This is a genomic window from Lysobacter sp. Root916 (assembly GCF_001429785.1).
Classification (GTDB): domain Bacteria; phylum Pseudomonadota; class Gammaproteobacteria; order Xanthomonadales; family Xanthomonadaceae; genus Lysobacter.
Genome location: NZ_LMJF01000001.1, coordinates 1 through 18,828, shown reverse-complemented (window position 1 = coordinate 18,828; position 18,828 = coordinate 1). Strand labels below are relative to the sequence as shown.

At 64.5% G+C, this 18,828-nt stretch carries 31 protein-coding genes; all 31 read right to left on the bottom strand.

Going from position 1 to position 18,828, the window contains the following annotated elements; genetic code table 11:
* Positions 1 to 188: 188 nt before the first annotated feature.
* Positions 189 to 644 carry a hypothetical protein gene (locus tag ASE35_RS00155; protein WP_057162616.1) on the bottom strand — a complete coding sequence of 152 codons (456 nt, stop codon included), beginning with the start codon at positions 642 to 644 and terminating at the stop codon, positions 189 to 191.
* Between the two features lie 85 nt (positions 645 to 729).
* The gene (locus ASE35_RS00150; protein ID WP_056172358.1) at positions 730 to 2,118 is read right to left on the bottom strand and encodes a 3-deoxy-7-phosphoheptulonate synthase class II; all 1,389 of its coding nucleotides are present in this window, start codon (positions 2,116 to 2,118) and stop codon (positions 730 to 732) included.
* 61 nt (positions 2,119 to 2,179) lie between these two features.
* Positions 2,180 to 2,695: a disulfide bond formation protein B gene (locus tag ASE35_RS00145; protein ID WP_057159993.1), complete on the bottom strand. Its 516-nt coding sequence runs from the start codon at positions 2,693 to 2,695 to the stop codon at positions 2,180 to 2,182.
* Between the two features lie 235 nt (positions 2,696 to 2,930).
* Positions 2,931 to 3,302 (bottom strand): 50S ribosomal protein L17, encoded by a 372-nt coding sequence (gene rplQ, locus ASE35_RS00140; protein ID WP_057162615.1) that lies wholly within the window; start codon positions 3,300 to 3,302, stop codon positions 2,931 to 2,933.
* A 290-nt stretch (positions 3,303 to 3,592) separates the two neighbouring features.
* The gene (rpoA, locus tag ASE35_RS00135) at positions 3,593 to 4,591 is read right to left on the bottom strand and encodes a DNA-directed RNA polymerase subunit alpha (protein ID WP_055902375.1); all 999 of its coding nucleotides are present in this window, start codon (positions 4,589 to 4,591) and stop codon (positions 3,593 to 3,595) included.
* Between the two features lie 50 nt (positions 4,592 to 4,641).
* Positions 4,642 to 5,271 carry a 30S ribosomal protein S4 gene (rpsD, locus tag ASE35_RS00130; RefSeq protein ID WP_055902372.1) on the bottom strand — a complete coding sequence of 210 codons (630 nt, stop codon included), beginning with the start codon at positions 5,269 to 5,271 and terminating at the stop codon, positions 4,642 to 4,644.
* Positions 5,272 to 5,285: 14 nt separating this feature from the next.
* Positions 5,286 to 5,678, bottom strand: a complete 393-nt coding sequence (gene rpsK, locus ASE35_RS00125) for a 30S ribosomal protein S11 (RefSeq protein ID WP_055902370.1) — start codon at positions 5,676 to 5,678, stop codon at positions 5,286 to 5,288.
* A 10-nt stretch (positions 5,679 to 5,688) separates the two neighbouring features.
* Positions 5,689 to 6,045 carry a 30S ribosomal protein S13 gene (gene rpsM, locus ASE35_RS00120; protein ID WP_056172351.1) on the bottom strand — a complete coding sequence of 119 codons (357 nt, stop codon included), beginning with the start codon at positions 6,043 to 6,045 and terminating at the stop codon, positions 5,689 to 5,691.
* A 232-nt stretch (positions 6,046 to 6,277) separates the two neighbouring features.
* Positions 6,278 to 7,639 (bottom strand): preprotein translocase subunit SecY, encoded by a 1,362-nt coding sequence (secY, locus tag ASE35_RS00115; RefSeq protein WP_056172348.1) that lies wholly within the window; start codon positions 7,637 to 7,639, stop codon positions 6,278 to 6,280.
* 7 nt (positions 7,640 to 7,646) lie between these two features.
* Entirely contained in the window at positions 7,647 to 8,084 is a 438-nt protein-coding gene (rplO, locus tag ASE35_RS00110; RefSeq protein ID WP_056172345.1) for a 50S ribosomal protein L15, read from the bottom strand.
* Between the two features lie 10 nt (positions 8,085 to 8,094).
* Positions 8,095 to 8,301 carry a 50S ribosomal protein L30 gene (gene rpmD, locus ASE35_RS00105; protein WP_036111762.1) on the bottom strand — a complete coding sequence of 69 codons (207 nt, stop codon included), beginning with the start codon at positions 8,299 to 8,301 and terminating at the stop codon, positions 8,095 to 8,097.
* Complete coding sequence (gene rpsE / locus ASE35_RS00100; protein WP_055902361.1) at positions 8,294 to 8,836, bottom strand: 30S ribosomal protein S5; 543 nt, start codon at positions 8,834 to 8,836, stop codon at positions 8,294 to 8,296. The genes rpmD and rpsE overlap by 8 nt, the downstream gene beginning before the upstream one ends.
* Before the next feature lie 163 nt (positions 8,837 to 8,999).
* Positions 9,000 to 9,353 carry a 50S ribosomal protein L18 gene (gene rplR / locus ASE35_RS00095; protein WP_056172342.1) on the bottom strand — a complete coding sequence of 118 codons (354 nt, stop codon included), beginning with the start codon at positions 9,351 to 9,353 and terminating at the stop codon, positions 9,000 to 9,002.
* Between the two features lie 59 nt (positions 9,354 to 9,412).
* The gene (gene rplF, locus ASE35_RS00090; protein ID WP_056172337.1) at positions 9,413 to 9,940 is read right to left on the bottom strand and encodes a 50S ribosomal protein L6; all 528 of its coding nucleotides are present in this window, start codon (positions 9,938 to 9,940) and stop codon (positions 9,413 to 9,415) included.
* Positions 9,941 to 9,953: 13 nt separating this feature from the next.
* Positions 9,954 to 10,352, bottom strand: a complete 399-nt coding sequence (gene rpsH, locus ASE35_RS00085) for a 30S ribosomal protein S8 (RefSeq protein WP_056172334.1) — start codon at positions 10,350 to 10,352, stop codon at positions 9,954 to 9,956.
* A gap of 135 nt (positions 10,353 to 10,487) precedes the next feature.
* Positions 10,488 to 10,793, bottom strand: coding sequence for a 30S ribosomal protein S14 (rpsN, locus tag ASE35_RS00080; RefSeq protein WP_057162614.1), 306 nt, complete (start codon positions 10,791 to 10,793; stop codon positions 10,488 to 10,490).
* Positions 10,794 to 10,808: 15 nt separating this feature from the next.
* A complete protein-coding gene (rplE, locus tag ASE35_RS00075; protein ID WP_056172328.1) occupies positions 10,809 to 11,351 on the bottom strand; it encodes a 50S ribosomal protein L5 in 543 nt (180 codons plus the stop codon).
* Between the two features lie 11 nt (positions 11,352 to 11,362).
* Entirely contained in the window at positions 11,363 to 11,677 is a 315-nt protein-coding gene (rplX, locus tag ASE35_RS00070) for a 50S ribosomal protein L24 (RefSeq protein ID WP_056172324.1), read from the bottom strand.
* A gap of 16 nt (positions 11,678 to 11,693) precedes the next feature.
* Positions 11,694 to 12,062 (bottom strand): 50S ribosomal protein L14, encoded by a 369-nt coding sequence (gene rplN, locus ASE35_RS00065; RefSeq protein WP_056172322.1) that lies wholly within the window; start codon positions 12,060 to 12,062, stop codon positions 11,694 to 11,696.
* A gap of 14 nt (positions 12,063 to 12,076) precedes the next feature.
* Complete coding sequence (gene rpsQ / locus ASE35_RS00060) at positions 12,077 to 12,346, bottom strand: 30S ribosomal protein S17 (protein ID WP_055902341.1); 270 nt, start codon at positions 12,344 to 12,346, stop codon at positions 12,077 to 12,079.
* Between the two features lie 11 nt (positions 12,347 to 12,357).
* Positions 12,358 to 12,543: a 50S ribosomal protein L29 gene (rpmC, locus tag ASE35_RS00055; RefSeq protein ID WP_056172318.1), complete on the bottom strand. Its 186-nt coding sequence runs from the start codon at positions 12,541 to 12,543 to the stop codon at positions 12,358 to 12,360.
* Positions 12,543 to 12,956 (bottom strand): 50S ribosomal protein L16, encoded by a 414-nt coding sequence (gene rplP, locus ASE35_RS00050; RefSeq protein WP_055902334.1) that lies wholly within the window; start codon positions 12,954 to 12,956, stop codon positions 12,543 to 12,545. Before rplP ends, rpmC begins: the two co-directional genes overlap by 1 nt.
* A gap of 6 nt (positions 12,957 to 12,962) precedes the next feature.
* On the bottom strand, positions 12,963 to 13,706 hold the full coding sequence (rpsC, locus tag ASE35_RS00045; protein WP_056172314.1) for a 30S ribosomal protein S3: 744 nt from the start codon (positions 13,704 to 13,706) through the stop codon (positions 12,963 to 12,965).
* Positions 13,707 to 13,720: 14 nt separating this feature from the next.
* Complete coding sequence (gene rplV, locus ASE35_RS00040) at positions 13,721 to 14,056, bottom strand: 50S ribosomal protein L22 (protein WP_056176302.1); 336 nt, start codon at positions 14,054 to 14,056, stop codon at positions 13,721 to 13,723.
* A 10-nt stretch (positions 14,057 to 14,066) separates the two neighbouring features.
* Positions 14,067 to 14,336 carry a 30S ribosomal protein S19 gene (rpsS, locus tag ASE35_RS00035; RefSeq protein WP_056172311.1) on the bottom strand — a complete coding sequence of 90 codons (270 nt, stop codon included), beginning with the start codon at positions 14,334 to 14,336 and terminating at the stop codon, positions 14,067 to 14,069.
* 6 nt (positions 14,337 to 14,342) lie between these two features.
* Entirely contained in the window at positions 14,343 to 15,170 is an 828-nt protein-coding gene (rplB, locus tag ASE35_RS00030) for a 50S ribosomal protein L2 (RefSeq protein WP_055902324.1), read from the bottom strand.
* Between the two features lie 10 nt (positions 15,171 to 15,180).
* Positions 15,181 to 15,477 carry a 50S ribosomal protein L23 gene (rplW, locus tag ASE35_RS00025; protein ID WP_056172307.1) on the bottom strand — a complete coding sequence of 99 codons (297 nt, stop codon included), beginning with the start codon at positions 15,475 to 15,477 and terminating at the stop codon, positions 15,181 to 15,183.
* Positions 15,474 to 16,079: a 50S ribosomal protein L4 gene (gene rplD, locus ASE35_RS00020; protein WP_055902318.1), complete on the bottom strand. Its 606-nt coding sequence runs from the start codon at positions 16,077 to 16,079 to the stop codon at positions 15,474 to 15,476. Before rplD ends, rplW begins: the two co-directional genes overlap by 4 nt.
* A gap of 2 nt (positions 16,080 to 16,081) precedes the next feature.
* On the bottom strand, positions 16,082 to 16,738 hold the full coding sequence (rplC, locus tag ASE35_RS00015) for a 50S ribosomal protein L3 (RefSeq protein WP_056172304.1): 657 nt from the start codon (positions 16,736 to 16,738) through the stop codon (positions 16,082 to 16,084).
* A gap of 11 nt (positions 16,739 to 16,749) precedes the next feature.
* Complete coding sequence (rpsJ, locus tag ASE35_RS00010) at positions 16,750 to 17,061, bottom strand: 30S ribosomal protein S10 (protein ID WP_022968186.1); 312 nt, start codon at positions 17,059 to 17,061, stop codon at positions 16,750 to 16,752.
* 671 nt (positions 17,062 to 17,732) lie between these two features.
* On the bottom strand, positions 17,733 to 18,828 hold a 1,096-nt coding region (tuf, locus tag ASE35_RS00005), incomplete at both ends, for an elongation factor Tu (RefSeq protein WP_235569970.1).

The following is an 18,828-nucleotide window of genomic DNA, read 5'->3' as shown; positions in this document are numbered from 1 at the left end:
CTCTCGGATTCGTAGGATGCGGTGATAACCGCACCATCGCCATCTCACTACGAGCGGGCGGCTGCGCGAACGACGCGGTTCGCTGCGCTCACCACATCCCACAGACGGCCTCTCGGACTCGTAGGGTGCGGTGATAACCGCACCATCGCCATCTCGCTACGAGCGGGCGGCTGCGCGAACGACACGGTTCACCGCACGCTGCGACTGGCCGACAGGTGCGCCCAGGCCTGGCGCAGGCCGATCAGATGCAACGCGCCCAGGACGAAGCAGATCGCCGAACTCCAGTACCAGAACGCCGGGCTGCGCTCCGGCATTTGCGCGACGAACGGCAGCGCGATCACGCCGCGCAACAGATAGACCGCGGTGATCGCGCACAAAGCACTGCGCAACAAGGGCAGACGCCGGATCGCACCCGCGCCGGACAGCGCGTACAGGGCCCAGATCGTGAGGATGCTCGCGATCAGCAGGGTGACCACGGCCGGATACGGACTGCCCGCGATCGCCAGCTGCGCCATCCGCTCGCCGGCGCCGAAGAACCGGTACCAGGGCGCGCCGAACGCGATGCAGCCCAGGTGCAGCAGCGCCGCCAAGGCGCTGCCGAGGCCGGCCGCGATCAGCCAGCGGTTGGCGCGCTCCTGCGTCATTCGAGGTCCCGTGTCGGCAAGCGTCGGGCCAAGTAAGACCAGAACCGGCGGCGTATCGCAGCCGGTTCTGGTCTAGCCGTCGGGCTCAGGCCGGCGCGGCGATCTGCGCCTGCTTGCGCACGATCAGCATCGCCACTTCCAGCGCCTGCTCGTAGTTCAGGCGCGGATCGACGGTGGAGTGGTAGGCGCGTTCCAGATCGCTCTCGGTCAGCTCGCGTGCGCCGCCCAGGCATTCGGTCACGTCCTCGCCGGTCAGCTCCAGATGCACGCCGCCCAGGCGGGTGCCGGCCGCGGCATGCAGCTCGAAGGCCTGCTCGATCTCGCTGCGGATGTTGCGGAAGCGGCGGGTCTTGTAGCCGTTGCTGGTACTCTCGGTGTTGCCGTGCATCGGATCGCAGACCCACAGCACGCGGCGGCCGTCGCGGCGCACGGCGTCCAGCAGCGGCGGCAGCTTGTCGGCGATCGTGCCCGCGCCCATGCGATGGATGAAGCTCAGGCGGCCCGGCTCGTCCTCGGGGTTGAGCAGGTCGATCGTGCGCAGCAACTGATCCGACGTAACCGAGGGACCGACCTTGAGCGCGATCGGATTGCGGATGCCGCGGAAGTATTCGGCATGGGCGCCGTCGGCGGCGGCGGTGCGCATGCCGATCCAGGGGTAATGGGTGCTGAGGTTGAAGTAGCCCCAGTGGCGCGGCACCTGCCGGGTCAGCGACTCTTCGTAGGGCAGCAGCAGGGCTTCGTGCGAGGTGTAGAAGTCGACCCGGTTGAGGTTGTGCACTTCCGAGCCCGACAGGGTCTCCATGAAGCGCACCGCATCGCCGATCGCATTGACCATGCGCCGGTACTCGTCGGCGAGCGGCGAATGCCCGACCCAGTTCAGGTTCCAGTACTCGGGGTGATGCAGGTCGGCGAAACCGCCGTCGATCAGGGCGCGCACGAAGTTCATCGTCATCGCCGAGCGCGCATGCGCCTTGATCATGCGGCGCGGATCGGGGCGGCGCGCGGCCTCGGTGAAGGCCGGCGCGTTGACCATGTCGCCGCGGTAGCTGGGCAGGGTCACGTCGCCGATGGTCTCGGTGTCGGCCGAACGCGGCTTGGCGTACTGGCCGGCGAAACGCCCGACCCGCACCACCGGCTTGCGCATGCCGTGCACCAGCACCAGGCTCATCTGCAGCAGCACCTTGAGCCGGTTGGAAATCACGTCCGAGGAGCACTGATCGAAGCTCTCGGCGCAGTCGCCGCCCTGCAGCAGGAAGCGCTTGCCCTCCTGGGCCTCGGCCAGCTGCTGCTTTAGCGCGAGGATCTCCCACGAGGTCACCAGCGGCGGCAGGTTGCGCAGTTCCTGCAGGGCGTCGGCGAGTTCGGCCGCGTCCGGATAGGTCGGCAACTGCAGCGCGGTGCGCTCGCGCCAGGACGTGGGCGTCCAGTTGGCTGGCAGATTGACGGCTCGGAGGTTGCGGTCGGTGGCGCTCATTTCCTTGGATCCAGTGGTTGCGGTACGAATTGCGAAGGACGCGCGCAGGACGCGTCGGCGATCAAACGGTAACGCGCTTGCGGAACGCGGCGTAGGCGGCCCAGGCGGCCAACACCAGGAAGCAGATCAGGCTCCAGGCCGGCATGGCCAGGCCCAGGAAGGTCCAGTCGACCGCGGCGCATTCGCCGGAACCGGTCATGACCTTGCGGATCACGCCGGCGATCGGCATGGCCTCGAGCATGTAGTCCAGGCCCGGGCCGCACGCCGGAACCTGGTCCGGCGGCAGGTGCTGCAGGCGGACGTGATTGCCGGCCACCAGGATGCCGCCCAGCGCGGCCAGCAGCGCGAACACGCCGTAGGTCTTGCGGCCGCGCGCGCCCTTGGGGCCGTGGATCGCGCCGATCAGGAACACCAAGCCGAGCGCGAAGAAGGCCACGCGCTGGAAGATGCACAGCGGGCACGGCTCCAGGCCGTCGTGCAATTGCAGGTAGAAGGCGTAGCCCAGCAGGCCCGCGCAGGCCAGGAAGCCGAGCAGGTATTGGACGCGGAACGAGGCGGAAAATGGACTGGCGGTCATGTGGTCACCTTACGTCGTGGGCAGCGCCGTGCCTAGCGGGCAGCGGCGCCGGTTCGGTTATGTCGTCAGAAGACTCCGACAGGCGGCAAAAGTTGCCTTTCGTTGCCCGCGAAACCGTTGCTGTCGTAACCGTCGCCAGAACGCAAAAGCCCCGGCCTGGGCCGGGGCTCTCGCTCGCATCGCCGCTGGCGCGACGTTGCGAGGTATCGCTGCGGATCGATCTCCGCGCCGTCGTTTACTCGGTGGCTTCGGGACGGTCGACCAGCTCGACGTAGGCCATCGGCGCATTGTCGCCAGCGCGGAAACCGCACTTGAGGATGCGCAGATAACCGCCCGGACGCGCCTGATAGCGCGGACCCAGGGTCGTGAACAGCGTGCCCACGGCTTCCTTGTCGCGCAGGCGCGAGAAGGCAAGGCGGCGGTTGGCGACGCCGTCGACCTTGGCCAAGGTGATCAGCGGCTCTGCGACGCGGCGCAGTTCCTTGGCCTTGGGCAGGGTGGTGCGGATGAGGCCGTGCTTGATGAGGGACGCAGCCATGTTGGTGAACATCGCATCGCGATGGGCACTGGTGCGGCTGAACTTACGTCCGGATTTCTGGTGGCGCATGGTCGTGATTCCTGATGAATGGTGTCGCTATTGAGGTTCGCTGTCGCCTTCATGGCGTTGTTGCATGGACTGCGGATGGTCCGAGCCCGTTCGTCCTGATCGGGCATCGTCGCGGGCCTGCGGCCCGTCGACGTCTGTGTTGCGTGTTGCGGTGTTGCGATACTGCCGATGGATCAAGCGTCCACGCTTCGGCTAGCTTCGGCGTGGACCCTTGTCGCTCCCCTGCCCGACGCAGCGCGTCGGGCGTTCGCCCCAGCCGCGCGGCAGTGCCGCGCGAGCGAGGCTGGGGCTCAGCCCATCATGCCGTGCTGGGCGATCCCGGCCGGCGGCCAGTTTTCCAGCTTCATGCCGAGGGACAGGCCGCGCTGAGCCAGCACTTCCTTGATCTCGGTGAGCGACTTCTTGCCCAGGTTCGGGGTCTTGAGCAGCTCGACTTCGGTCTTCTGGATCAGATCGCCGACGTAGTAGATGCTCTCGGCCTTGAGGCAGTTGGCCGAACGAACGGTGAGCTCGAGGTCGTCGATCGGACGCAGCAGGATCGGATCGATGCCGCTGGTGGCCGGCTTCGCCGCACCGCGGTCGCGGTGGGTGAAATCGCCGAACACCGACAGCTGATCGGTGAGGATGTCGGCGGCGGTGCGCACGGCTTCCTCGGCGTCGATCGTGCCGTTGGTTTCGATGTCCAGCACCAGCTTGTCGAGGTCGGTACGCTGTTCGACGCGCGCGGCTTCGACGGCATAGGCGACGCGACGGACCGGCGAGAAGCTGGCATCCAGCATCAGGCGGCCGATGGTGCGGGTTTCTTCGTCCGGACGACGGCGCGCGGCGGCCGGCTGATAGCCGAAGCCACGCTCGATCTTCAGACGCATGTTGATCGCCGTGTCCTTGGTCAGGTGGCAGATCACGTGCTCGGTGTTCAAGATTTCGACGTTGTGGTCGGTCTTGATGTCGCCGGCGGTGACGATGCCAGGACCCTGCTTGGCCAGCGACAGCGTGGAAGCGTCGCCGGTGTGCATGCGGATGGCGACGTCCTTGAGGTTCAACAGGACTTCAAGCACGTCCTCTTCGAGACCTTCAACGGTGGTGTACTCGTGGAGCACGCCATCGATTTCGACTTCGGTGATGGCGAAACCCGGGATCGAAGACAGCAGCACACGGCGCAGCGCATTGCCGAGGGTGTGGCCGTAGCCGCGTTCCAGCGGCTCGATCACGACCTTGGCGCGATTGCCGGCAAGGCGTTCGATCTGGGGACCGCGCGGACGCAGTACCTGGTTGGCGGTAACCGTCATGTTTCGGTGTCTCCTGCGAGGCCCCGGCGAACCGGGGCTTCAAAAGATAATTACTTCGAGTACAGCTCGACGATCAGCGCTTCGTTGATATCGGCCGGCAGATCGGCACGATCCGGCACAGCCTTGAACACACCGCTGAACTTCTTGCTGTCGACCTCGACCCAGGACGGCGAGAGGTCCATCTGCGAGGCCACGGTCAGGGATTCCTGCACGCGCAGCTGCTTCTGGGCCCGCTCGGACAACGCGATCGCGTCGCCGGCCTTGACCTGGTAGGACGGCAGATTGACGGACTTGCCGTTAACCGTAACGCCGCGGTGCGAGACCAACTGACGAGCGGCCGGACGGGTGACCGCGAAGCCCATGCGGTAGATCACGTTGTCGAGACGCGTCTCCAGGAGCTGCAGCAGGTTTTCGCCGGTGTTGCCCTTCTTGGTCGAAGCCTTCTTGTAGTAGTTGCGGAACTGACGTTCCAGCAGACCGTAAATACGCTTGACCTTCTGCTTCTCGCGAAGCTGGGTGGCGTAGTCGGACAGCTTGCCCTTGCGGGCGGTGGGGCCGTGTTGGCCGGGCTTCTGCTCGAGCTTGCACTTCGAATCGAGTGCACGAGCGGACGACTTCAAGCCGAGGTCGGCGCCTTCGCGACGAGCGAGCTTACAGGTGGGACCGATATAACGAGCCATTTTTCTTCAGCTCCTCAGACGCGACGCTTCTTCGGCGGACGGCACCCGTTGTGCGGGATAGGCGTCACGTCGATGATGTTCATGATCTTGTAACCGACGTTGTTCAAAGAACGAACGGCGGACTCACGGCCCGGACCCGGACCCTTGATGCGCACTTCCAGCGACTTCACGCCGTAGTCGAGCGCAGCACGGCCTGCCTTTTCGGCGGCGACCTGAGCGGCGAACGGGGTCGACTTACGCGAGCCGCGGAAACCCGCGCCGCCCGAAGTCGCCCACGAGAGCGCGTTGCCCTGGCGGTCGGTGATCGTGATGATCGTGTTGTTGAAAGAAGCGTGGACGTGGGCGATGCCGTCGGTGACGACGCGCTTGATCTTCTTCTTGGTTTTTGCAGCTGCCGGCTTAGCCATGGTCTACCCCTTACTTCCTGATGGCCTTGCGCGGACCCTTACGGGTACGTGCATTGGTACGCGTGCGCTGACCGCGCAGCGGCAAGCCGCGGCGGTGACGCAGGCCGCGGTAGCAGCCCAGGTCCATCAGACGCTTGATAGCGATACCGACCTCGCGACGCAGGTCGCCTTCGACCACGTACTTACCGACTTCGGCGCGCAGGCGCTCGACTTCCGGCTCGGACAGGTCACGGATCTTGGTCGAAGAATTCACGCCTGCGGCATCGCAGACCTTCTTCGAACGGGTACGGCCGATGCCGAAAATGCTTTGCAAACCGACCCAGACATGCTTCTGGGCAGGCAAATTGACGCCCGCAATACGCGCCATAACGCGATCTCCAACTGAGTTTGGCGGCCGAGACGGATTAATCCCGGCGGAGTGAACTGGAAATTTTAACAAGGTCTCGGGTTAATAGGAAGCCCCGCGGCACCCAGGGGTGCCACGGAACCACGGCATGGGGAGTGTGCCCATGCTCCGGCGACGAACCAGGACTGGCTGAACAGGGCGATCCCGCCCTGCTCGCCCCGCGCGCTACTCTGGCGCGCGGAATGGCCCTGGCTCACCCGCGCGCGAGACCGCCGCGCGAGCCGCCCTTCAAGTTCGCCTTCTTCAACAGGCTCTCGTACTGATGGGACATCAGATGAGCCTGGATTTGAGCGATGAAATCCATCACCACCACCACCACGATCAGCAACGAAGTGCCGCCGAAGTAGAACGAGGTGCCCAGTTGGGTGCGCATGATCTCCGGGAGGAGACAGACGATCACCAGATAAGCCGCGCCGGCCGCCGTGAGGCGGGTCAGCACGCCGTCGACATAGTCGGCCGTCGCCTTGCCCGGGCGGATGCCCGGAATCAGCGCGCCCGACTTCTTCAGATTGTCGGCCGTTTCCTGCGAGTTGAACACCAGCGCCGTATAGAAGAAGGCGAAACCGATGATCAGGGCCGCATACAGGATCATATGCAGCGGCTCGCCCGGGTTCAGCCACTGGCTGACCCGCTGCAGCCAGGTGGCCGAGCTGCTCTGGCTGAACCAGGTGGCCGCCGTCGCCGGGAACATCACGATGCTCGAGGCGAAGATGGCCGGGATCACGCCGGACATGTTGAGCTTCAACGGCAGGAACGACGACTGGTTCATGTAGGCGTTACGGCCGCCCTGACGACGGGCGTAATTGACCGTGATCCGCCGCTGGCCACGCTCGACGAACACCACCAGGTAGGTGAACACCACCACGATGGCCACCACCGCGATCGCGGTCATGGGGTTCATGGTGCCGTCGTTGATCTGGGTGAACATCGTGATCACCGCTGCGGGCAGGCCCGCGACGATGCCGGCGAAGATGATCAACGACACGCCGTTGCCGATGCCGCGCTCGGTCACCTGCTCGCCGATCCACATCAGGAACATGGTGCCCGCGGTCAACGCGATCACCGCGGTCAGGATGAAGCCCGGACCCGGGTTGTAGACCACCGGGATGCCCTGGCTCGCGCCGCCGGCCTGCAAGGCCGTCGCGATACCCCAGGCCTGGAACACGGCCAGGGGGATCGCACCCATGCGCGACCACTGGTTGATCTTGCGCCGGCCCGACTCGCCTTCCTTCTGGATGGCCTTCAGGCTGGGCACGATCTGCACCAGCAGCTGCACGATGATCGACGCCGAGATGTACGGCATCACGTTCAGCGCGAACAGGCTGAAACGGTGAAGGGCGCCGCCCGAGAACATGTTGAACATGTCCACGATCGTGCCCTTCTGCGATTCCATGAGCTTGAGCATCGCCTCGGGATTGACGCCCGGCACCGGGATGTAGCAACCGATGCGGTAGACGATCAATGCGCCGACTACGAACAGCAGACGTTGGCGGAGCTCGGTGAACTTACCGAGACCGCCGCCGAGACCGGCCATCGCGTTGCTGCTCCGCGCCATGTATCGCTTACTCCTCGACCTTGCCGCCGGCCGCTTCGATAGCGGCCTTAGCACCGGCCGTGGCCAGCACGCCCTTGAGCACGAACGCCTTGTTCAGCTCGCCCTTCTTCACGATCTTCGCCTGCTTGGCCGTGGTCGGAACCAGCTTGGCCGCCAGCAGCTTGGCGAAATCGATCTCGCCGGCTTCCAGCTTGTCCAACTGGTAGGACAGCACTTCGGCGGTGTCCTTCTTGGTCTTGGAGCGGAAGCCGATCTTCGGCAGGCGACGCTGCATCGGGGTCTGACCGCCTTCGAAGCCGGCCTTGATCTTGCCCTTGCCCGAACGAGCGAACGAACCCTTGTGGCCGCGGCCGGCGGTCTTGCCGAGGCCGGAACCGATACCGCGACCGACGCGCTTGCGGTCTTCGCGGGCGCCGTCAGCCGGCTTGAGTGTATTGAGACGCATGATGTTCTCCTTAGCCCTCGACCTGAACCAGGTAATGGACCGTGTTGATCAGGCCACGAACCTGCGGGCTGTCCTTCAGCGTCCGCACGTCGTTGAGCTTGTTCAGGCCCAGCGCCTTCACCGACAAACGGTGACGCGACTGGCAGCCACGCAGACCCTTGACGAGGCGCACCGTGACGGTGCCGCCTTCGACCGGCTTGTTAGCAGCCTTAGCCATGGTTGAGATCCTCCACCTTCTTGCCGCGCTTGGCCGCGATCTTGGCCGGCGAATGCATGCCGGTCAGACCCTTCAGCGTGGCGCGAACCAGGTTGATCGGGTTACGCGAACCGGTGGCCTTGGCCAGCACGTTCTTGACGCCGACCGCTTCCAGCACAGCGCGCATCGCGCCGCCGGCGATCACGCCGGTACCTTCCGACGCCGGCTGCATGAACACATGCGCCGCGCCGTGGCCCGACTTCACGGCGTGCCACAAGGTGCCGTTGTTCAGATCGACGTTGTTCATCGCCTTGCGGGCGTATTCCATCGACTTCTGGATCGCGACCGGCACTTCGCGCGCCTTGCCGTAGCCGAAGCCGACCTTGCCGTTGCCGTCGCCCACCACCGTCAGCGCGGTGAAGGTGAACTGGCGACCGCCCTTGACGGTCTTGCTGACGCGGTTGACCGCGATCAGCTTCTCGATCATGCCGTCGTCGATCTCTTCGCGGTTACGGTCGCGATCACGACCCCGCGGTGCACGCTGTTCTTCAGCCATTTCGATATCTCGTAGGTTTATGGGATTTGCGGCGTCGCCGCTTATGGTTGTGATATGCATCGGGTGCCGCGATCAGGACGGGAACCCGTCCTGACGCCCGGCGCAGACCGCGCCGGCAGTTGTCTGGTTCAGGCGTGGGGACGAATCCCCTCGCCTTCAAGCCTTAGAACTTCAGGCCGCCTTCGCGCGCCGCATCGGCCAGAGCCTTGATGCGACCGTGGTAGCGGTAGCCCGAACGGTCGAACGCGACCTTCTCGATGCCGGCGGCCTTGGCCTTGGCGGCGATCGCGTGACCGACCTTGACGGCGGCCTCGGCGTTCTTGCCGTTCTTCAGGCCTTCCTTGACGTCGGCCTGCACGGTCGAGGCGGCAGCCAGGACCTTGGAGCCGTCGGCGGTGAAGACCTGGGCGTACAGGTGCTGACCGGTGCGCAGCACCGACAGGCGCGGCACGCCGAGTTCGCGGATGTGCGCGCGGGTGGACTTGGCGCGACGCAGGCGGGAAATGTTCTTGTTCATGTTCTGATCTCCGAAAGCTGAAGGGGGGTCGGCACGGCCCTGCGAGGGCGATGCGTTCCTTAGGCCTTCTTGGCTTCCTTGCGGATGATGACTTCGCCGGCGTACTTCACGCCCTTGCCCTTGTAGGGCTCCGGCGGACGGAAACCACGAATCTTGGCGGCGACTTCACCGACGCGCTGCTTGTCCGCGCCCTGGACCACGATCTCGGTCTGGGTGGGGGTAGCGATGGTGATGCCTTCCGGAGCCTTGAACAGCACCGGGTGCGAGAAACCCAGCGCGAGGCTGAGGTCCTGACCCTGCATCGAGGCGCGGTAGCCGACGCCGACCAGCTCGAGCTTGCGCTCGAAGCCTTCGGAGACGCCCTTGACCATGTTCGCGAGGATCGCGCGCAGGGTGCCCGTCAACGGGATCAGCGCGGCGTCTTCGGTGGTGAACACGGCTTCGCCGTTTTCGATCTGCAGGTTGATGGCCGCCGGCTTCGCGATCGACAAGGTGCCCTTCGGGCCCTTGGCGCTGACGTTGTCGGCCTGCACGTTCACTTCGACACCCTTCGGGAGGGCGACCGGCTTCTTGGCAACTCGGGACATTACGATTCCTCCCTTAGGCCACGAAGCACAGGACTTCACCGCCGACGCCCTGCTGGCGCGCCTGCGCATCGGTCATGATGCCCTTCGAGGTGGAGATGATGGCGATACCCAGGCCGCCGAGGACCTTGGGCAGCGCTTCCTTGCCGCGGTACTGGCGCAGGCCCGAACGGGAGTAGCGCTGGAGGCGCTCGATCACCGGCTTGCCTTCGTAGTACTTCAGCGAAATTTCGAGTTCGGCCTTGCCCGGCGTGGTTTGGGTCACGCGCGAGTCCAGGATGTAGCCCTCGTCCTTGAGAACGGCGGCGATGGCCACCTTCACCTTGGACGACGGCATCTTCACCGTCTGCTTCCGAACAGCCGCCGCATTCTTGATGCGGACCAGCATGTCGGCGATGGGATCAGTCATGCTCATTGAATATCACCTATGAGTAGCACCGATATCCGCGGGATTGCGAATTTCAGTAATAGATACAACGGTTTACGACACTTTCAACAGCGCCGCCGCGACCCGAGGGCCGCGGCGGTACAGCTGGGACAGCCGACTATCTTACCAGCTTGCCTTGCGAAGACCAGGCACGTCGCCGCGCATGGTGGCTTCACGCAGCTTGTTGCGGCCGAGGCCGAACTTCTGGTAGACGCCGCGCGAACGGCCGGTCAGGGCGCAGCGGTTGCGCTGGCGGCTCGGCGAGGAGTCGCGCGGCAGCTTCTGCAGCTTCACGGCGGCTTCCAGCTTCTCCTCGTAGGAGGAGGTGTCGCTGGAGATGATCTTCTTCAGCGCATCACGCTTGCCGGCGAACTTCTTCACCAGCTTGGTCCGCTTGATGTCGCGGTTGATCATGGAGGTCTTAGCCATAGTTCAATCCTAGACTCAGTTGCGGAACGGGAAGCGGAAGGCTTCGAGCAGGGCCTTGGCCTCGGCATCGGTCTTCGCGGTCGTGGTGATCGCGATGTCCATGCCGCGCAGCGCGTCGACCTGGTCGAAATCGATTTCCGGGAAGATGATCTGTTCCTTGACGCCCATGTTGTAGTTGCCACGGCCGTCGAACGAACGACCCGAGACACCGCGGAAGTCGCGCACGCGCGGCAGCGAGATGTTGATCAGGCGGTCCATGAACTCGTACATCTTGGCGCGGCGCAGGGTGACCTTGGCGCCGATCGGCCAGCCGTCGCGGATCTTGAACGAAGCTACCGACACGCGGGTCTTCGTCACGATCGGCTTCTGGCCGGAGATCTTGGCCATGTCGGCGACGGCATTTTCCAGGATCTTCTTGTTGGTCGCAGCCTCGCCCACGCCCATGTTCAGCGTGATCTTGCTCAGGCGCGGCACTTCCATCGGGTTCTTGTAACCGAACTTCTCGGTCAGCGCAGGAACCACTTCATTCTTGTAGAACTCTTCGAGCCGGGTGGTCATTTCAGCATTCCTCAGGCGTCAACCGCCTCACCGCTGGAGCGGAACACACGCAGTTTGCGTCCATCCTCCAGCACCTTGAAACCGATGCGTTCGCCCTTGCCGGTGGCCGGGTTGAACAGCATGACGTTGGAAATGTGGATCGGCGCTTCGCGCTCGATCACGCCGCCCGGCTGGTTGGCCTGCGGATTCGGCTTGGTGTGGCGCTTGACGATGTTGATGTTCGCCACGACGACCTTGTCGCCGAGAACGCGCACGACGTCGCCCTTCTTGCCCTTGTCCTTGCCGGCGGTGACGATCACCTGATCGCCCTTCTTGATACGGTTCATGGTCTAGTTCCTCCGCTCAGAGCACTTCAGGCGCGAGCGAGACGATCTTCATGAACTTCTCCGAGCGCAGCTCGCGAGTCACGGGCCCGAAGATACGGGTGCCGATCGGCTCATGCTTGTTGTTGAGCAACACCGCAGCGTTGCCATCGAAGCGGATCAGCGAACCGTCCGGGCGACGAACGCCCTTGCGGGTACGGACCACGACGGCGTCGTAGACGTCGCCCTTCTTGACCTTGCCGCGCGGGATCGCGTCCTTGACGGTGACCTTGATGATGTCGCCAATGTGCGCGTAACGGCGCTTGGAGCCGCCGAGCACCTTGATGCACATCACTTCTTTAGCACCGGAGTTGTCGGCCACGGCGAGGTAGCTTTGCATCTGGATCATGGTTCAGCCTCCTCTTATTCGGCCACGCGGCTGACGATCTCAACCACGCTCCAGTTCTTGGTCTTCGACATCGGCGCAATTTCCTTCACTCGCACGATGTCGCCTTCTTTGCAGGCGTTCTCGGCGTCGTGGGCGTGGAGCTTGGTCGAGCGACGGATGTACTTGCCGTACAGCGCGTGCTTGACCTGACGCTCGACGAGCACGGTGACGGTCTTGTCCATCTTGTTGCTGACGACCCGGCCTTCAACCGTGCGCAGCGCCTTCTCTGTGTTGTTGTCGGTCATGGCGTGGGTCCTTACTTCTTCTGACCCAGCAGCATGTTCACGCGAGCGATCTCGCGGCGAACACGGCGGGCCTCATGAGTCTTAGCGAGCTGACCGGTGGCCTTCTGCATGCGGAGGGCGAAGCTCTCCTTGTGCAGGTCGACCAGATGAGCCTTGAGCTCGTCAGCCGACTTCTCGCGCAGTTGCTTGAGTTCCATTAGCGCACCGTCCGGGTAACGAAAGTGGTGGTCACCGAGAGCTTGGCGGCCGCCAGACGGAACGCTTCGCGCGCGACGTCCTCTGCGACACCTTCGATCTCGTAAATCATGCGACCGGGCTGGATCTGAGCGACCCAGTACTCGACGTTGCCCTTACCGGAGCCCATTCGGACTTCGATCGGCTTCTTGGTGATCGGCTTGTCCGGGAACACGCGGATCCACATCTTGCCGCCGCGCTTGACGTAGCGGCTGATCGAGCGGCGAGCCGCTTCGATCTGACGCGCGGTCAGCTGGCCGTGTGCGGTCGCCTTGAGGCCGTATTCGCCGAAGCTGACGGCATTGCCGTTCCAGCTCAGGCCCTCATTGCGGCCCTTGTGTACCTTGCGGTACTTGGTTCGCTTGGGTTGCAACATGGCGGATTACCTCTGTTCGCGGGCAGGACGGCCCGGACGGTCGTTACGGTCGCCGCGGTCGCCGCGGTCACCACGATCGCTACGCGGCGAATCGTCCTGCTTTTCCTGGCCGACCTGCGAGAAATCGAAGATTTCGCCGCGGTAGACCCAGACTTTGATGCCGATGATGCCGTACGTCGTCTTGGCTTCAGCGAAGCCGTAGTCGATGTCGGCGCGCAGGGTGTGCAGAGGCACGCGGCCTTCGCGGTACCACTCCGAACGCGCGATCTCGGCGCCGTTGAGACGGCCGGCGACGTTGACCTTGATGCCCAGGGCACCCAGGCGCATCGCGTTGCCCACGGCGCGCTTCATCGCGCGACGGAACATGATGCGGCGCTCGAGCTGCTGAGCGATCGACTCGGCGACCAACTGCGCGTCGAGTTCCGGCTTGCGGACCTCGGTCACGTTGATGTGCGCCGGAACGCCCATCAGCGCGCTGACTTCCTTACGCAGCTTCTCGATGTCCTCGCCGCGCTTGCCGATCACCACGCCCGGACGGGCGGTGTGGATCGTGACGCGGGCGTTGTTGGCCGGACGCTCGATGAAGATCTTCGAGATACCGGCCTGCGCGAGCTTCTTGCGAAGCATCTCGCGGACCTTGAGATCGGCGGCCAGGTACTCGGCGTACTGCTTCTTGCCGGCGAACCACTTGGAGTTCCAGTCCTTGGAGATACCAAGGCGGATACCGGTCGGATGAACTTTATGACCCATTGTCTGACTCCGCCTTACTTGCCCGCGCCCACAACCACAGTAATGTGGCTGGTGCGCTTGAGGATGCGGGTGCCGCGGCCCTTCGCACGCGCCATGAAGCGCTTCAGTGCGGGACCCTCGTCCACCATGATGGTCTTGACCTTGAGCTCGTCGACGTCGGCGCCCTGGTTGTTCTCGGCGTTGGCGATGGCGGACTCCACGACCTTGCGGATCAGTGCAGCTGCCTTCTTATCCGAGAACTTCAGCAGGTTGACGGCGCGTTCGGCGGACAGACCGCGCACCTGGTCGGCGACCAGGCGGGCCTTCTGCGGGGAGATGCGCGCGGTGCGCAGGATGGCTTTCGCTTCCATGGTCATCTCCTTACTTGCCCGACTTCTTGTCGCCGCCGTGACCCTTAAACGTACGGGTCAGGGCGAATTCGCCAAGCTTGTGGCCAACCATATTTTCGTTGACCAACACCGGGATGTGGTTCTTGCCGTTGTGCACCGCGATGGTGAAACCCACCATCTCCGGCAGCACCATCGAGCGACGCGACCAGGTCTTGATCGGCTTCTTGTTGTTGCCCGCGGTCTCCACCTTCTTTGCGAGATGGTGGTCGACGAACGGACCCTTTTTGAGTGAACGTGCCATGGCCGATTAGCTCCTGCGATCGCGAACGATGAACTGCTGCGTACGCTTGTTCTTACGCGTCTTGTAACCCTTGGTCGGCACGCCCCACGGCGTGACCGGATGCGGGTTGCCCTGGCCAGCCTTGGCCTCACCACCGCCGTGCGGATGGTCGACCGGGTTCATGGCCGCGCCGCGGACGGTCGGCTTGATACCGCGCCAGCGCTTGGCGCCGGCCTTGCCGAGCTTCTCGAGGCTGTGCTCGTCGTTGCCGACTTCGCCGATCGTGGCGCCGCATTCCGACGGCACCTTGCGCATTTCGCCGGAGCGAAGACGCAGCGTGGCGTAGCCCTGCTCGCGAGCCACCAGGTAGGCGCTGGCGCCGGCCGCGCGGGCCAGCTGGGCGCCCTTGCCCGGCTTCATCTCGACGCAGCACACGGTGGTGCCGACCGGGATGTTGCTCAGCGGCAGCGTGTTGCCGACGCGGATCGGGGCGTCGCGGCCCGCGATCACCTGGTCGCCGTCCTTCAGGCCCTTGGGGGCGATGATGTAACGACGCTCGCCATCGACGTAGCACAGCAGCGCGATGTGCGCGGTGCGGTTCGGATCGTATTCGATCCGCTCGACGCGGGCGGGAATGCCGACCTTGTCGCGCTTGAAGTCGATGATGCGGTAATGCTGCTTGTGGCCACCGCCGATGTGACGGGTGGTGATGCGACCGTGGTGGTTACGGCCGCCGCTCTTGCTCTGCTTCTCGACCAACGCCGCGTGCGGCGCGCCCTTATGCAGGCCCGGCGTCACCACGCGGACCGCGCTACGGCGGCCGGGGGAAGTGGGCTTGAAAGTCATCAATGCCATGGGTCTTTCCTCAGGGCTTGGCAATCACGTCGATCGACTGGCCAGCGGCCAGCTTCACGTACGCCTTACGCCAGTCGGCGCGACGGCCCATGCGGAACTTGAAGGCCTTGTTCTTGCCCTTCACGTTGACCACATTCACCGCCTCGACCTTCACGTCGAACAGCTTTTCCACGGCGACCTTGATGTCGGCCTTGGTAGCGTCCGTCGCGACTTCGAAGACGTATTGGTTGGAAACTTCCTGCAGACGCGCGGTCTTTTCGGACACGCGCGGCGCACGGATGATGCTGTAGAGCTTGGCGTCGTTCATGCCAGCCACTCCTCGATCTTCTTGACCGCATCGGTCGTGAACACGATCGAATCGGCGCCGACGAGGGCGACCGGATCGAGTCCCTGAACGTCGCGGACTTCAACGTAAGGCAGGTTGCGCGCCGAGAGGTATAGGTTCTCGGAGGCTTCCTCGGTGACGAGCAGCGGACGACGGCCCATTTCGAGCGACTTCAGCTTGGCGACCATGCCCGAGGTCTTCGGCGAGTCGATGTCCAGCGTCTCGACGACGGTGATGCGGCCCTGACGGTTCAACTCCGACAGGATCGCAGCCATCGCTGCGCGGTACATCTTGCGGTTGACCTTCTGCGCGAAGCTGCGCGGCTTGGCCGCGAAGGTCACGCCGCCGCCGACGAAGATCGGAGCCGTCAGCGCGCCGTGACGCGCACCGCCGCCCTTCTGCTTCTTCGACTTCTTGGTGGTGCCGTTGACTTCCGAACGCGTCTTCTGCGCCTTGGTGCCGGCGCGGCCCGCGTTGCGGTAGGCCACAACGACCTGGTGAACCAGGTCTTCGCTGAATTCGCGATCGAAGATGGCGTCGGAAACCGACAGCTTCTTGTCGCTACCGTTGATGGCAAGTTCCATCGTTATGCTCCCTTGCTCGTCGGACGGACGATCACGTCGCCGCCCGGCGCGCCCGGCACGGCGCCCTTGATGGCGATCAGGCCGCGCTCGGCGTCGACCTTGACCACTTCCAGGCCCTGCGTGCTCTGCTGGACGGCGCCCATGTGACCGGACATCTTCTTGCCCGGGAAAACGCGGCCTGGCGTCTGGCGCTGGCCGATCGAACCCGGCGAGCGGTGCGACAGCGAGTTACCGTGCGTCGCGTCGCCCATGCGGAAATTCCAGCGCTTGATCGTGCCCTGGAAGCCCTTGCCCTTGGTGATGCCCTGGACGTCGACGATCTGGCCTTCGGAGAAGATGTCGGCCTTGATCTCGCCGCCCACTTCGAAAGCGCCGATCTGGTCGGCTTCCACGCGCAGCTCCCACAGGCCGCGACCGGCTTCGACCTTCGCCTTGGCGAGGTGACCGGCTTCCGGCTTGTTGACGAGCGCAGCGCGGCGCACGCCGACCGTCACCTGCACGGCGCTGTAGCCGTCGGTGTCGGTGGTCTTGATTTGGGTGATACGGTTCGGAGTGGCTTCGATCAGCGTCACCGGCACCGACTTACCGTCGGCGAGGAAGACGCGGCTCATGCCGGCCTTACGGCCGACGATGCCCAACGAATATTTCTTCGCGGTCATGGTGGCTTGCCTCAGGTCAGCTTGATCTGCACGTCGACGCCAGCCGCGAGTTCGAGCTTCATCAGCGCGTCCACGGTCTTGTCGTTGGGGTCGACGATGTCGAGCACGCGCTTGTGCGTGCGGGTCTCGTACTGGTCGCGCGCGTCCTTATCGACGTGCGGGGAAACCAGAACGGTGTAACGCTCGATCTTGGTCGGCAACGGGATCGGGCCGCGCACTTGCGCGCCGGTCCGCTTAGCCGTCTCGACGATCTCGCTGGCCGAGCGGTCGATCAAACGATGATCGTACGCCTTCAGCCGAATCCGGATCTTTTGGTCCGCCATGACGGAATTCCTTGGTTGAAAGAGCGACGGGCCGGCTTCTGGGTGTGCCGAACCCCACGAAAACGCAAACACTCCAGAGCAGCACCCTCGCCCCGGAGCTTCCTTGCCTGGAAAAAAACTAAGGCAGATCGGTTTCCCGATCCGCCCAGACTGAGCAGAACGCACGAAGGGCCCCGTGTGCGTTCCTTGGAAGCCTCGAGGGCCCGGAACGTACGGAGCGCTGCCGTGCGACATATCCCTGTCTGGCGAATACGAGGTGCGTCCTGCTCCTCATTTCGCTGGTCGTGCCGGCCTGAATTAACAGACCTGGCGCGGTGGTCGAGCATTCTAACCGTATTGCCGGGAGGGACGCAAGCGCCCCGCCCGATCGGCGGCGGATGCCCGGGTCGGCGCCCCGAAAGGGCCGGCCCGGAGGACCCGGAGCCGGGGCGCGAACCCCGGCTCCTGTGTTGCATGCTGCGGTGAGACTGGATCTGCCAGGGCCCGAACTACGCGGGCGACCTGGATTCCCGCCTTCGCGGGAATGACCCCTTGACAAGGCCGGGCGCCAGAGGCGCCCGGGTCAAAGGGTCACTTGATGATCTTCGCCACCACGCCGGCGCCGACCGTACGACCGCCTTCGCGGATCGCGAAGCGCAGGCCGTCGTCCATCGCCACCGGGTTGATCAGCNACTTGATGATCTTCGCCACCACGCCGGCGCCGACCGTACGACCGCCTTCGCGGATCGCGAAGCGCAGGCCGTCGTCCATCGCCACCGGGTTGATCAGCGACACGACCATCTTGATGTTGTCGCCCGGCATGACCATCTCCACGCCGTCCGGCAGCGTCACCGCGCCGGTGATGTCGGTCGTGCGGAAGTAGAACTGCGGACGGTAACCCTTGAAGAACGGGGTGTGACGGCCGCCTTCGTCCTTCGACAGCACGTAGACTTCGGCTTCGAACTCGGTGTGCGGGGTGATCGAACCCGGCTTGGCCAGCACCTGGCCGCGCTCGACGTCGTCACGCTTGGTGCCGCGCAGCAGCAGACCGGCATTGTCGCCCGCCTGACCCTGGTCCAGCAGCTTGCGGAACATCTCCACGCCCGTGACCGTGGTCTTCTGGGTCGGACGGATACCGACGATTTCGATTTCGTCGCCCACCTTGATGATGCCGCGCTCGATACGACCGGTCACCACGGTGCCGCGGCCCGAGATCGAGAACACGTCTTCCACCGGCATCAGGAACGGCTTGTCGATCGCGCGCTCCGGCTGCGGAATGAACGTGTCCAGCGCRTCCACCAGACGCAGGATCGACGGCACGCCGATCTCCGACTGGTCGCCTTCCAGCGCCAGACGGGCCGAACCGTGGATGATCGGGGTGTCGTCGCCCGGGAACTCGTACTTGGTCAGCAGCTCGCGAACTTCCATCTCGACCAGCTCGAGCAGCTCGGCGTCGTCCACCATGTCGGCCTTGTTCAGGAACACGACGATGTACGGCACGCCGACCTGACGCGACAGCAGRATGTGCTCGCGGGTCTGCGGCATCGGGCCGTCAGCGGCCGAGCACACCAGAATCGCGCCGTCCATCTGCGCCGCACCCGTGATCATGTTCTTCACGTAGTCGGCGTGGCCCGGGCAATCCACGTGCGCGTAGTGGCGGTTCGCCGATTCGTACTCGACGTGCGCCGTCGAAATCGTGATGCCGCGCGCCTTCTCTTCCGGCGCCGCGTCGATCGCGTCGTACGCCTTGAACTCGCCGCCGAAACGCTCCGCGCCCACCTTGGTCAG